We start from the raw sequence: 13,233 nt of genomic DNA on the forward strand, positions 1-13,233 counted from the left end.
TTTCTGAGGTGTTCAGAGCTGAAAAGCTTGGCCGTATCAAATGGCATATCCCCGCGCATGCATGCCCAGATACCTGTCAGGTATTTGCGCATGACAGCGGCGATCGCTTGCATTTTTTTTCTTGCCTCTACCGATCAGCGACTCGTAAAAGGCCTCTGCATAAGGATCACAGCGCACCGCAGTCAACGCTGGCATATACATGGCTGCGCGTAGATACGCATTCCCACTCTTACCGAGCCGGCCTGGCTTGTCGATGCTTGTTCCAGATTGTGTCTGTCGAACATCCAGCCCCGCATGGCGTGCTACCTGAGAGGACTTGAGCAGTTCAGGCAGTGTGGTCAATTCAGCCAAAGCTGCAAGTGCCGTAACTTCTCCTATTCCGGGGCCTGCGAGTAGTTGCTTGTATTGCTGGGTGAGGGTTGGACATTGGGCGATCAGTTCGCGTCCTGCTTTACGAAAGCGCTCAATGCGAGTGTCCAGGGTGGCAATCGCCTCCTCCTGATCCTCGATCAAAATAGAAATGGTCGTAGCGGTCGCCTGCAGTGCATGCAGCTCATTTTTCGCCCTGGTGCGGTGTCCTACCAGCCGATTGATGTGCCGACCGAGGGCCCTGAGCTCAAGCTGTACAGGGCTTGGCGGTGTCCACAAGCGCGGCGTCATACGCTCGCCGTACTCGGCTAGCAACTGAGCATCTATTGCATCAGTCTTGCTGTTGACCAGCATGAGCTTGGCGAAGTTATGGAAACTTTTGGGGTTGATGACTGAAACAGGAAGGTCGGCCGCATGCAGCTCAAGCGCGAGGTCCAAATAATAGATCCCCGTGGCCTCCATCACGATCGTCTTGGGTTTGAGGGCCTGCAGTTTTTTCACCGCTGCCTTGCGGCCAGCGGGTGTCTGGGCGATGTCCCATTGCCCGACAGGGCGCCCATCTTTACGCACCCCAGCAATCGAAGTACGCGAACCGATATCCACGCCAACACAGACACTCATTCTTCCCACCGCATGTGAGTTAGGTAACAATGGCCTCCGGTTCCCCGACCTCGAAATTCATGCCGCTGCAACCTTGTAATGCGAAGTCCGACTAGTCGGCTTCTCGATACTCTTCGTAGTGGGCAATGAGGCGGGGGACCTCTCTACATACAAGGTCAGGGCAAGCCTGCCTTCAGGAGCGATCGGTCTCCCCGGAAGTGCTTCTCGAACCTGACCAGAATAACCTCTCTCGTCAGGGTCAGACACAACATACAAGGAGCAGCCTTGCGTCGCGATGGGCTGCGCAGCAGCCCCAAGGGTTCAGCATGGATACACAAATTGCCGGGGCCGCTGCGCAGCCCTTTTGCGACACAAGGCCGCTCCTGCAATAGGTACTGCGCTAGTTCTTGACGGGGGATTCTATTCAATCTCGAACAGGCTGTTACGTAACGGCCCCACGCTCAGCCGCTCGCGTACATCGTCATCTATGCGCGGATCATCCGGCTGGTACAGCTTTACCTGTCGATAGGCATTGATGCGGTTGATCTCCTCTCCCAGATATTCCCACACCACCCGGGTACAGGCCGGGTTGCGCCGGTCGCCGCTGGATACCCCGGCCTTCAGGCCGTTGAGGCGGGTAATACGGCTTTTGAAGCTGGGAATGAGGATGGTCTGGCTCATTTCGTTGAAGGTGAGCGACTCGTAGTCGATGAGGAACACCCGGTCCTGCAACTGGAAAGCCGCACCCAGGTAGCGGCAACGTACTTCGGCATGCTGGTCGGCTGCGCTGGAGCGCTCCTGCCGCTCCTGACGTTCGAACAGGAAACGGCCGCGTTCCTCCCACAGATGCACCAGCGAGACGAGGATGGTGCCGGGTACCGACATGCAGTTGGAATACTCGAAGTAGTAACCGCAATAGCGCGACAAATTGCCCGCGTGTTCATGCAGCGGTCGGAACAGCTCGCTGATGGGGTCGCTGGGCTGATCGGCCAGGGTCGACACGCGGGCGCCGATCAACCGGGCGAACTGCTCGGCCGGCAGGTTCAGCTCGTAATCCTCGACACCGAAGAAATCGCCGATGCGCTTCAGGTTGAAAGCCGTCGGGCGGCTCTGGCCGCTCAGGTACTTGTTGAACTGCGCGCGGTTGATCGACAGCTGCCGGCAAACTTCGGAGATAGAGCGGTAGTGGCTGCAAGCCAGCTTGAGGTTGGTAGCGAAATGATCGCTCATGTGCGGAACCCAGGTGACGCGAATGGCGCCATTGTAGCATCAAGTCGCATCAAGTCAGAGCAATCCGCGAAATTGTAACCACTCTTGTCATGGCCAACCATGCGCCCCAACGAATAGCGGTGCGCCTGCCGTCCGCTGGTCTTTCCATGCGAAGAATAAGAATCGAGGTCATTTTCCAATGCTCGAAGCACTCAACGATTTCCTTTCCGGGAAACTCCTCATCGTGCTGATCGTCGGTCTCGGCGGTTACTTCACCATCCGTTCCCGGTTCGTACAGTTCCGCCATTTCGCCCACATGTTCACCGTATTCAAGGAATCGCTGCGTGGCCAGGCAGGCCAGCTGAGCTCTTTCCAGGCCCTGATGCTGAGCCTGGCCGGTCGCGTGGGCGCGGGTAACATCGCCGGTGTCGGCATTGCCGTGACCCTGGGTGGCCCAGGCGCGGTGTTCTGGATGTGGGTCACTGCGCTGGTCGGCATGGCCAGCAGCTTCTTCGAATGCACCCTGGCCCAGGTCTACAAACGCGCCGACGGCGACGGCCTGTACCGCGGTGGCCCGGCCTACTACATCCAGCACGGCCTGAAGCTGAAAAGCATGGCCATCGTGTTCTCGGTGCTGCTGCTGGTCACTTACGGCTTTGCCTTCATCGGCCTGCAGTCGTACACCGTGACCCACTCGCTGCAGAACGCCTTTGCCTTCGACCCAAGCCACACCGGTATCGTCCTGGCCGTGCTGCTGGCCGTCACCTTCATCGGCGGCATCAAACGCATCGCTGCGGTTTCCGACCTGCTGGTACCGGTCAAGACCCTTGCCTACATCGGCGTGACCCTGTACGTGATCGGCACCCAGATCGAGCACGTGCCTGCCATGCTGGAAACCATCTTCAAGAGCGCCTTCGGCCTTGATCCAGCGTTTGGCGGCCTGCTTGGCAGCGCCATCGTCATGGGCGTGAAGCGTGGTGTGTTCGCCAACGAAGCCGGCCTGGGTAGCGCGCCTAACGTCGCCGCCGTGGCGGCAGTGAAGCACCCGGGCGCGCAGGGCGTGGTCCAGGCCTTCAGCGTGTTCCTCGACACCTTCTTGATCTGCACCTGCACCGCACTGCTGATCTTGCTGTCGGGCTTCTACACCCCAGGCTTCGAAGGCGACGGCATTGTCCTGACCCAGAACTCGCTGGCCGCTGTGGTCGGTGACTGGGGCCGTGTGTTCGTCAGCGTGGCGCTGTCGCTGTTCGTCTTCACCTGCATCCTCTACAACTACTACCTGGGCGAGAACAGCCTGCAGTTCCTCAGCCGCAACCGCGTGGTGCTGATGATCTTCCGTGGCCTGGTACTGGCACTGGTGGTATGGGGTTCGATGCAGGACCTGTCGACCGTGTTCGCCTTCGCCGACATCACCATGACCTGCCTGGCCTTCGTCAACCTGGTGGCCCTGGCCATGCTGTTCAAGGTCGGCCTGCGGGTGATGAACGACTACGACGACCAGCGCAAGGCCGGTATCCAGCAACCGGTGTTCGACTCGAGCAAATTCGTCGACCTGGACCTGGACCGCAATGCCTGGCCTGCCAATGCCCAGGCCGAAACAGCCGCTGACAAAATGGCCGCTCAAGCCCAGCCACAGCGCTGATACCCTGCGCTACCCAGCCGCCCCGTTCGCGGGCGGCTTTTCTTTCTCCGCTCACCGCTACGGATGCTTTCCATGCGTGCAGTCAAGAATCTTCTCGTTCTCTATACCGGTGGCACCATCGGCATGCTCGAAACCCCGGAAGGCCTGGCGCCAGCCGGTGGTTTTGAAGCGCGGATGCGCGAACACTTCGCCCAGATGGCCGATGCGCCCCAGCTGCAATGGACCCTGCAAGAGCTGAACCCGCTGCTGGACAGCGCCAACATGCAGCAGCACAACTGGCTGGCGATGCGCGATGCCATCGTCGAGGCGGTGGATGTGGCTGGCCATGATGGCGTGCTGGTGTTGCACGGCACCGACAGCCTGGCCTACAGCGCCGCGGCATTGTCGTTCCTGTTGCTGGGCCTGCCAGCAGCGGTGCTGCTGACCGGTTCGATGCTGCCGGCAGGTGCCGGCGGCAGTGACGCCTGGGACAACCTGTGTGGCGCGCTGCGCCAGTTCGAACAGGGGCTGGAGGATGGCGTGCAGCTGTATTTCCACGGTCAGCTGCTGCATGGCTGCCGGACATCGAAACTGCGCAGCGAAGCGTTCGATGCCTTTGCTGCACTGCCGCGCCATCGTGAAGGCCAGCGTGCCGCCGAATTGCCGGCGGTGCTGGGCTATCGCCAACAGCGCCAGCCGGTCAACCTGGCGGTGATGCCGGTGTTCCCGGGCCTGCGTGCCGAACACCTGAAAGCGCTGCTCGACAGCGGTGTGCAAGGGCTGCTGCTGGAGTGCTATGGCAGCGGTACCGGGCCTTCGGATGACCAGGCATTGCTGGATGCGCTGCGCGCGGCGCGCCAGCGCGGGGTAATGCTGGCGGCTATCAGCCAGTGCCCTGAAGGGTCGGTGGTGTTCGATACCTATGCGGCGGGTAACCGCCTGCGCGGGGCCGGGCTGGTCAGTGGCGGCGGCATGACCCGCGAGGCGGCACTGGGCAAGATGGTTGCGCTGCTGGGGGCCGGGCTGGATGTCGACACGGCTGAGCGGTGGTTTGCCCTGGATCTATGTGGGGAGCGGGCCTGACAGGCCCGAGAAAATGGCGGAAGGCAGCGGGAGTCGAACCTGCCCGGGAACGGCTGCCGTCCCCAACCGGGTTTGAAGCCCGGCCGCGCCACCGGGCGCGATTGCCTTCCTTGTATTCAGTGCCTGGCCTGCTGCTGGGCCAGGGCGCTGTCGGCGCGGATGTAACGCTGGTCGGCCACCCTGCGGGTCAGGCCAATGCGGTCGAAATACTCCAGCACCTGCACACTGCGCTTGCGACCGATGCCCAACATATCGCGAAACGCGGCAACCTGCACTATCGGCGTCTCGCTGGCCTGCCCCAGCAGCAGCTCTGCCATGCGCTGTAGCGTCGAATCAGGGTAGAACAGGTCGCGCACCACCTGGTGCACCATGCCCAGCCGGGCCAGCTTGCGCAGCAACAGGCGCACGTCAGCTTCAGCACGGTTTTCTTCGGTTGCCAGCGTCCTCACCCACGGCGGATCGTACCGGCCCGCCAGCAACTTCGGCTGCAAGCGCGCCCACAACGCACTGTCGGCTTCGCTCAACTGCACCTTGTGATCAGGCAAATGCAACCATGGTCCGCTGCTGGCCAGGGCACCGCTATCGAGCAGCTCATCCAGCAGGCTGACGAATGCGGGTCGCTCCAGGGGCAAGGCGGCGAAGCGGCGCAGGCGGTCACGGTCCGGGCCAAGCTGGTCGGGCTCTTGCTGGTGAAAGCGCGCCAGCTGCTCCAGCACCTGCTGCCTGAGCGCCTGCCACTGGTCGTAGGCAAAAAGCAGTTGGCCTTGCCGTGTGGCCACCACCAGCACGTCCTTGGGCAACTGCCAGGTTTCGCGCAGGCGATTGAATTGCCGCTCGAGGCGCTGTGGGTCGAGACCACCGGGGGCGCTGCCAAGCAGGGCGGGCAGGGCTGCCTCCAGGTCCTCGGCGTCACGCAGCACCTGCAACTGGCGCAGGCGCTGTTCGCTGCGGCGCTGGCGGCCAGGCGCAAACGGGTCCAGCACCTTGCCGCCGCCCAGGGTGCGCTGGGCACGCTGGTCGCGCAGTACCAGGCGGTCGCCGTGCACCGCCTGCAGCGGCGCGTTGAGCAGCAGCTGGGCGAACATGCGCTGGCCGGCTGCCAGGGTTTCGCCTTCCAGCAACGCCACACGGGCCGTCACATCCTGGGTACCGAGGTGCACGTGCACGGCGCTGAAATGTTCGAAGGTACGCGTCTCGCCCGGTAACAGGCGCAGTTCGATATCCACTCGAACGCTGGGCGCATGCAGCCACTCGGGCAGCAACCAGTCCCCGCGGTGTACCTGCTCGACGGCCAGGCGATCAGCCGCAATGTTCAGCGCCACCCGCTGGCCCGCTTCAGCCACCAGCGCAGCCTGGTTCTGGGCATGCAGGCCGCGCACCCGTACCGGCTTGCCGGCCTTGCCCAGCAACAATGTCTCGCCGACACTGACCCGCCCGGCCAGCGCCGTTCCGGTGACTACCACACCCGCACCGGTCACCGCGAAGGCACGGTCGACAGCCAGGCGAAAGCCACCCTGCACACTCCTTTGCCCCACCCGCGCCTCGGCCTCCAGCAAGGCCTGGCGCAGCGCTTCGACCCCTTCCCCACTGAGGCTCGACAACGGGAACTGCCGTGCCCCGGCATACGGCCCGGGCGCCAGCAGTTCGCCGACCTGTGCCTGCACTTCAGCCAGGCGGGCCGGCTCGACCCGGTCGCTTTTGCTGATCGCCACCAACGCCTGGGGAATGCCCAGCAGTTCGATGATCGCCAGGTGCTCGCGGGTCTGTGGCATCACCCCATCGTCGGCAGCGACCACCAGCAACACCAGGTCGATGCCATGGGCACCGGCCAGCATGTTGTGGATAAAACGCTCGTGGCCGGGCACATCGATAAAGCCGGTCAGCGCTGCACCTTCGGCCAGCGCTGCATAGCGGTAGCCAAGGTCGATGGTCATGCCACGGGCACGCTCTTCCTGGCGCTGGTCACCGGCCTGGCCGGTCAGCGCCTGCAGCAGCGCGGTCTTGCCATGGTCGATGTGGCCGGCAGTGCCGACAATCACTGCACCGGCCCCAGCTGCAGGGCTGGCAACTGCGCCAACCACTGGGCTTCGTCATCCAGTTGGCGCAGGTCCAGCCACAAGGCGTCATCGTCGATACGGCCGAGCACTGGCACTGGCAGGTCGCGCAAGGCCCGCTCAAGCACATGCAGGCTGCGCCCGCGCAGCTTTTTCGACACCTGCGGGCGCAGGCACAAGGCTGCACTGGGCAGGCGCGCCACGGGCTGGCTGCCACTGCCGATCATGCCCAGCGCCGGTTCGACACTGACCGCCCATTGCTCACCGACGCGGGCCTTGAGTTCAGGGGCCAGGCGCTCGGCCTGGGCGTGGATCTCGGCCTGGTTGCGGGTGAGCAGGCGCAGGCTGGGCAGGCGCTCGGCCAGGCGGTCAGGGTTGCGATACAGCGCCAACACGGCTTCCAGTGCGGCGAGGGTGATCTTGTCGACACGCAACGCGCGCTTGAGCGGGTTTTTCTTGATCCTGGCGATCAGCTCCTTGCGCCCCACGATGATCCCGGCTTGCGGCCCCCCCAGCAGCTTGTCGCCACTGAAGGTGACAATATCGGCGCCGTCGGCCAGGGCCTGGCGCACCGTGGGTTCGGCGGGCAGCCCCCAGCGGGTGAGGTCGAGCAGGCTGCCGCTGCCCAGGTCCTCGAGCAGCGGCAATTCGTGTTGCCTGGCGATGCACGCCAACTCGGCAGTGGGCACCTGGGTGGTGAAGCCCTGGATGCTGTAATTGCTGCAATGCACACGCATCAGCAAGCCAGTGCGCGGGCCGATGGCGGCTTCGTAGTCGCGGGCGTGGGTGCGGTTGGTGGTGCCGATTTCGTGCAGCTTCACACCGGCGCGGGCCATGATGTCGGGGATGCGGAAGGCACCGCCGATCTCGATCAGCTCACCACGGGAGATGATGCCCTCCTTACGCGCGCCCAGGCTGTTCAGCGCCAGCAGCACCGCGGCTGCGTTGTTGTTGACCACGGTGACGGCTTCGGCACCGGTCAGTTCGCGGATCAGGCCTTCGATCAGGTCGTCACGGTCGCCACGCTTGCCGCTGGCCAGGTCAAACTCCAGGTTGAGCGGGTAGCGGGCGGCGGTCTGCATGGCTTCAATGGCCTCTTCCGGCAACAGTGCACGACCCAGGTTGGTGTGCAGTACGGTGCCGGTAAGGTTGAACACCCGGCGGACCTGGCTGCGTTGCTGGATGGCGAGGCGTTCGCCGCTACGGCCGAGCAGGATTTGCGGGGCCAGTTCGGCACTGCCGACTTGGCCATTACGGGCAGGGTCGCGCAGGTCGTCGAGCAATTGGCGCAAGGTGGCGAGGACCGCGTCGCGGCCGTGGCGGTCGATCAGTGGGAGACAGGCCGGGTGGCGCAGAAGGGTATCGATGGAGGGCAGGCGTGGGATGTCGCTGGCGAGGGTGATGGACATTCGGTACTACCTTGGACTGATCCGTTGTCTGTTCCGGCCCTTTCGCGGGTAAACCCGCCCCCACAGGATTGTGCGCGGACCTTGTGGGAGCGGGTTCACCCGCGAAGCAGGCAACTCGGTGTTTCAGTGTAGACACTCGGCCACTAGCCGGGCGCGAGCATCAGGTTGGGCGCCATTCGATGGAAGCCCTCCTCGTCCAGCCGCATATCCAGCGCCAGGCTGGCCAGGTCATCGGCGAGCGGCTCGGCCGCCGCATCGTTCTCCAGGTAGTTCTGCTTCAGGTAGCTCTGACACCCTGGGCAGCATTCGGCCCGCAGCGGCGCCTTGCCCGGTGCATGGCGATCGTCTTCAAGGCTGGTATAGCGCAAATCCTTGCTCGAATCGCAGTACACGCACTTGACCCGCACCACATGCCACTCGCAGGCACACAGCGAGCAAGCCAGATAGCGCAGGCCATTGTGCTTGCCGCGGTTACGCACCACTCCGGCCATCGCCGGCGAACCGCAGGCCGGGCATTGGGCCAGGCTGCCGGCGGGATTGAGCTCGGCCACTGGCAATGACAGCAGCCAACTGGACCATGCGGCCTGCAGCGCGGCCCCGATGAAGGGCACCAACGCCGCTGGCACCGCGTCGTACTGGCCAGCAAGCAGGGCAACACCCCAGCCCTTGTGCTGGTGTTCATCGCTGTCACGCAGCGCTTGCAACGCATCTCCCAACGCACCGCTGGTCTCGCTGTTGAAGTGCGCCAGCAAGGCCTGCAGCCAAACCAGCCAAGCTCCTTCACGCACCAGCCCGTCAGCCGCCAGCGGTGGCAGACCATGACTTATGCACAGGCGCTGACGCTCTGCCGCGACCGGCACATCACCAGGCGGGTTATCCACCAGCTGCTGCTGGATACGGCACAACCGCGCGATAAACTTCATGTAATCGCCGAGGGCGTTACCCGCGGTCAACTGCTCAAGGCGCACCGCCCGCAGTTCGAACAGGTTGGCGGGCGGCATATGCAGAAACGGCGGCGTTACCGCCGACGTTTCAATCTGCCCGGGCTCGAGTATCGTGCTCAAACGTTCATCCTTCTTTACGTCGGTGATGGGTCGGGGTCTTGTCACCGGTCACTTCGCGGTACCACAACTTATGATGCTTGCGCGCCCAAGGGCGGCTGACCCAACCATGCAACATGGCGCCGATCGACCCCTTGATCCAGATACCCGCGTAGATATGCACGATGATGCTGAGGATCAGCACGAACGCGGCCAGGGCATGCAACAGGGCAGACAAACGGATAACTTCGATGCCGAACAGATGGCTGAAGTACGCCCGCCAGATCACCACACCGGTGACAAGAAGGGCCAGCATGCATAGCAGCAGGGTCCAGAACAGCAGCTTCTGCCCGGCGTTGTACTTGCCAACCGGCGGCACGCCCTCCTCCTCGTTGAGCATCACCCGGTCGATACGGCGCAGCCACAGGCGGTCGTTGGCGGTGATGAAGTTGGCGCGCCAGAAGCGCACCACCAGGCCGAGGAAGAACACGAACATCGCCACGCCCAGGAACGGATGCAGAATGCGCGTCCACGGCCCGCCGCCGAACAGGTGACTAAGCCAGAACAACGCCGGATGAAACAGCGCCAGCCCGGACAAACCGGCGGTCATGAACAGGATGGCGACGATCCAGTGGTTGGTCCGTTCGTTGGCGTTGTAGCGCAGGATGGGTCTGTTGTCGTTCATGGCCGCTGCTCCCCTTGCCCACCGGGCCTGGTCGGATCAAAGACATGGACGGCCGGGTCCACCTGATGCACCGACGTGTCTGCCGGGTGCACGCTGCCGTCCGGCGGGAGAGGATTTTCGTCTCCTTCGACGCGCTGTGGGCCGACCCGTACGTAATGGAAGAATCCGGCCAGCACCGCCGCGCCCATGGCCAGCAGCGCCAGCGGTTTGGTGAAGCCTTTCCACAGCCCCACCAGCGGGCTGATCACCGGTTGGTCCGGCAGGCCGGCGTACAGCCTGGGCGTGTCGGCATGGTGCAGGACGTACATCACATGGGTGCCGCCGACGCCGTCCGGGTCGTACAGCCCGGCATTGTCGAAACCCCGAGACTTCAGGTCGACAATGCGCTCGGCGGCATGCACCTTCATCTCCTCCTTGCTGCCGAACACGATCGCCCCGGTCGGGCAGGTTTTTACACACGCCGGCTCCAGGCCCACGCTGACGCGGTCGGAGCACAGGGTGCACTTGTACGCCTTGTGGTCCTTCTGCGAGATACGCGGGATATTGAACGGGCAACCGGTGATGCAGTAGCCGCAGCCGATGCAGTGGTCCTGGTTGAAGTCGACGATGCCGTTGGCGTGCTTGATGATCGCCCCCGGGCTGGGGCAGGCCTTCAGGCAACCTGGGTCGGCGCAGTGCATGCAGCCGTCCTTGCGGATCAGCCACTCCAGGTTGCCGTCGTCGCGCTCGTGCTCGGTGAAACGCATCAAGGTCCAGGTCTCGGCGGTGAGGTCCTGGGGGTTGTCGTAGGTACCATGGTTGTGGCCGACCTCGTCACGCAGTTCGTTCCACTCCGAACACGCCACCTGGCAAGCCTTGCAGCCGATGCACTTGGTGGTGTCGATCAGCTTGGCGACCTCCTCCAGCTGGCGTACCGAGGGCGGTACGGTGGTGGTGGCCGAGCGGGCAATGATGTCTTGGCTGGCCATCAGAGTTTCTCCACTTTGACGAGGAACGACTTGGACTCTGGCGTCTGCGTGTTGCCGTCACCCAGGAATGGCACCAGGGTGTTGGTCAGGTAGCCATGCCGGGTAGCCCCGGTGAAGCCCCAGTGCAACGGGATGCCGATCTGGTGCACGGTCTGGTTGTTGACCTGCAGCGGGCGAATCCGCTTGGTCACCACCGCCACCGCATCGATATGCCCGCGCTTGCTGGATACCCGCACCCGATCGCCGGCCTTGATGCCCTTCTCGTTGGCCAGCACCTCGCCGATCTCGACGAACTGCTCGGGCTGGGCAATGGCGTTGAGCCGGCAATGCTTGCTCCAGAAATGGAAGTGCTCGGTCAGCCGGTAGGTGGTGGCCGCGTACGGGAACTCGTCGTGGGTGCCGAGGGTGTCCCACACCGAATCGAAGATCCGCCCGGCCGGGTTGCTGGTGGCTTTCTTGTTCTGCGGGTGCAGGGGGTTGATGCCTATCGGCGTCTCGAACGGCTCGTAGTGTTCCGGGAACGGGCCTTCGGCCATCTTGTCGATGGCGAAGAAACGCGCCACGCCTTCGGGGTTCATGATGAACGGGTTCATGCCCGCCTCGGGTGGCGAATCGACCTTGAAATCCGGCACATCGGTGCCGGTCCAGGCTTTGCCGTTCCACCACACCAGGCGTTTTTTCTCCGGGTCCCAAGGCTTGCCCTGGGGGTCGCTGGAGGCACGGTTGTAGAGGATGCGCCGGTTGGCCGGCCAGGCCCAGGCCCAGTTCTGCACCTGGTGCATGCCGTACGGGTCGCTGTTGTCGCGGCGAGCCATCTGGTTGCCCTGCTCGGTCCAGCATCCGGCGAAGATCCAGCAGCCTGACGCGGTACTGCCATCGTCCTTCATCTGGCCAAAGCCCGAAAGCTGCTGCCCGGCCTTGATCACTGCACCGGTCGGGTCGGTGACATCGGTAACTGCCCAGCCATTCATCTCCTTGGCCAGCTCTTCCGGGGACGGCTCATCAGGGATCTTGTATGGCCAGTCGATGTTCATGATGGCGTCGGGGTAGGCACCGCCTTCCTTGCTGTAGCGCTCACGCAGGCGGATGAACAGCTCGCTCATGATCTGCACGTCGGTACGGGTCTCGCCAGGGCCGTCGGCGCCCTTCCAGTGCCACTGCAGCCAGCGGCTACTGTTGACCAGCGAGCCATCCTCCTCGGCGAAACAGGTGGTGGGCAGGCGGATCACTTCGGTCTGGATGCTGGCCGTATCGACGTCGTTGAACGGCCCGGCATTGCGCCAGAACTCCGAGGTCTCGGTGGCCAGCGGGTCCATGATCACCAGCCACTTGAGCTTGGCCAGTGCGGCGGTGACACGGTTCTTGTCCGGCAGCGCGGCAATCGGGTTGAAGCCTTGGCACATGTAGCCGTTGACCTTGCCCTGGCCCATCATCTCGAACATGCGCAGCACGTCGTAGGCCGGTACATCGAGCTTGGGCAACCAGTCATAGCCCCAGTTGTTTTCTGCCGTGGCGTTGGCGCCGTACCAGGCCTTCATCAGGCTGACGTGGAACTTGCCGTAGTTCTGCCAGTACGACAGCTGCCCCGGGCGCAGCGGCTTGGACGCACGCTTGTCGATGTAGGTGGCGTAGTCCTGCTCGGCGTCGCCGGCCAGGGTCAGGTAGCCTGGTAGCGAATTGGACAGCAGGCCGAGGTCGGTCAGGCCCTGGATGTTGGAGTGCCCGCGCAGGGCGTTGACCCCGCCACCCGGCATGCCGACGTTGCCCAGCAGCAGTTGCACCATGGCCGCACTGCGGATGATCTGCGCACCAATCGAGTGCTGCGTCCAGCCCAGCGCGTAGAGGATGGTCATGGTCTTGCCCGGTACCGAGCAAGTGGCGATCTCCTCCCACACCTTCATCATCTGCTGCTGCGGCATGCCACAGGTCATGCTCGCCAGCTCGGGGGTGTAGCGGCTGTAGTGCTGTTTCATCAGCTGGAACACGCAACGGGGGTGCTGCAAGGTCGGGTCGACCTTGGCAAAACCGTCTTCACCCAGCTCGTAACCCCAGCCGGACTTGTCGGCATACACCCGCTTGGCCTCGTCGTAGCCGCTGAACAGCCCGTCTTCGAAGCCATAGGTCTCTTTGACGATGAACGACACGTCGGTGTAGTTGCGCACGTACTCGTGCTGGATCTTGTCGTTGCTCAGCAG

General features: G+C 63.5%; 10 protein-coding genes and 1 tRNA gene. 2 read left to right on the forward strand and 9 right to left on the reverse strand.

The annotated features are described in order from the left end of the window. Nucleotides 1–36 precede the first annotated feature (36 nt). Together HP546_RS05165 and HP546_RS05170 are read right to left on the reverse strand one after the other, a co-directional pair. Complete coding sequence (locus HP546_RS05165) at nt 37–990, reverse strand: IS110 family transposase (protein ID WP_256678429.1); 954 nt, start codon at nt 988–990, stop codon at nt 37–39. 399 nt (nt 991–1,389) lie between these two features. Further along, nucleotides 1,390–2,199 carry a helix-turn-helix transcriptional regulator gene (locus HP546_RS05170; RefSeq protein WP_172220621.1) on the reverse strand — a complete coding sequence of 270 codons (810 nt, stop codon included), beginning with the start codon at nt 2,197–2,199 and terminating at the stop codon, nt 1,390–1,392. A 178-nt stretch (nt 2,200–2,377) separates the two neighbouring features. On the opposite strand from HP546_RS05170, the gene HP546_RS05175 reads away from it, so the two are divergent. Together HP546_RS05175 and HP546_RS05180 are read left to right on the forward strand one after the other, a co-directional pair. Next, on the forward strand, nt 2,378–3,820 hold the full coding sequence (locus HP546_RS05175; RefSeq protein WP_172220624.1) for a sodium:alanine symporter family protein: 1,443 nt from the start codon (nt 2,378–2,380) through the stop codon (nt 3,818–3,820). Between the two features lie 72 nt (nt 3,821–3,892). Next, the gene (locus tag HP546_RS05180) at nt 3,893–4,882 is read left to right on the forward strand and encodes an asparaginase (RefSeq protein ID WP_372242412.1); all 990 of its coding nucleotides are present in this window, start codon (nt 3,893–3,895) and stop codon (nt 4,880–4,882) included. A 14-nt stretch (nt 4,883–4,896) separates the two neighbouring features. Here HP546_RS05180 and HP546_RS05185 read toward each other — a convergent pair. The 7 genes from HP546_RS05185 to fdnG form a co-directional block, all read right to left on the reverse strand. Further along, nucleotides 4,897–4,992: transfer RNA gene (locus tag HP546_RS05185), tRNA-Sec, on the reverse strand. Between the two features lie 6 nt (nt 4,993–4,998). Next, nucleotides 4,999–6,921 carry a selenocysteine-specific translation elongation factor gene (gene selB, locus HP546_RS05190; RefSeq protein ID WP_172220630.1) on the reverse strand — a complete coding sequence of 641 codons (1,923 nt, stop codon included), beginning with the start codon at nt 6,919–6,921 and terminating at the stop codon, nt 4,999–5,001. Continuing rightward, complete coding sequence (gene selA, locus HP546_RS05195; RefSeq protein WP_172220633.1) at nt 6,918–8,345, reverse strand: L-seryl-tRNA(Sec) selenium transferase; 1,428 nt, start codon at nt 8,343–8,345, stop codon at nt 6,918–6,920. Before selA ends, selB begins: the two co-directional genes overlap by 4 nt. A gap of 143 nt (nt 8,346–8,488) precedes the next feature. Further along, nucleotides 8,489–9,409, reverse strand: a complete 921-nt coding sequence (gene fdhE / locus HP546_RS05200) for a formate dehydrogenase accessory protein FdhE (RefSeq protein WP_172220638.1) — start codon at nt 9,407–9,409, stop codon at nt 8,489–8,491. Nucleotides 9,410–9,413: 4 nt separating this feature from the next. Beyond that, nucleotides 9,414–10,070 carry a formate dehydrogenase subunit gamma gene (locus HP546_RS05205; RefSeq protein WP_172220641.1) on the reverse strand — a complete coding sequence of 219 codons (657 nt, stop codon included), beginning with the start codon at nt 10,068–10,070 and terminating at the stop codon, nt 9,414–9,416. Then, nucleotides 10,067–11,038, reverse strand: coding sequence for a formate dehydrogenase subunit beta (fdxH, locus tag HP546_RS05210; protein WP_172220644.1), 972 nt, complete (start codon nt 11,036–11,038; stop codon nt 10,067–10,069). Before fdxH ends, HP546_RS05205 begins: the two co-directional genes overlap by 4 nt. Continuing rightward, a partial coding sequence (gene fdnG, locus HP546_RS05215; protein WP_172220647.1) for a formate dehydrogenase-N subunit alpha occupies nt 11,038–13,233 on the reverse strand: 2,196 nt, incomplete at its 5' end. The genes fdxH and fdnG, both read right to left, overlap by 1 nt.

Source organism: Pseudomonas sp. CM25 (assembly GCF_013179705.1).
Lineage (GTDB): Bacteria > Pseudomonadota > Gammaproteobacteria > Pseudomonadales > Pseudomonadaceae > Aquipseudomonas.

Bases quoted from the DNA above. Each gene is read 5' to 3' on its own strand.
- HP546_RS05180 (WP_372242412.1), top strand. From the start codon at position 3,893: ATGCGTGCAGTCAAGAATCTTCTCGTTCTCTATACCGGTGGCACCATC.
- selA (WP_172220633.1), bottom strand. From the start codon at position 8,345: ATGTCCATCACCCTCGCCAGCGACATCCCACGCCTGCCCTCCATCGAT.
- HP546_RS05175 (WP_172220624.1), top strand. From the start codon at position 2,378: ATGCTCGAAGCACTCAACGATTTCCTTTCCGGGAAACTCCTCATCGTG.
- fdxH (WP_172220644.1), bottom strand. From the start codon at position 11,038: ATGGCCAGCCAAGACATCATTGCCCGCTCGGCCACCACCACCGTACCG.
- HP546_RS05170 (WP_172220621.1), bottom strand. From the start codon at position 2,199: ATGAGCGATCATTTCGCTACCAACCTCAAGCTGGCTTGCAGCCACTAC.
- HP546_RS05205 (WP_172220641.1), bottom strand. From the start codon at position 10,070: ATGAACGACAACAGACCCATCCTGCGCTACAACGCCAACGAACGGACC.
- HP546_RS05165 (WP_256678429.1), bottom strand. From the start codon at position 990: ATGAGTGTCTGTGTTGGCGTGGATATCGGTTCGCGTACTTCGATTGCT.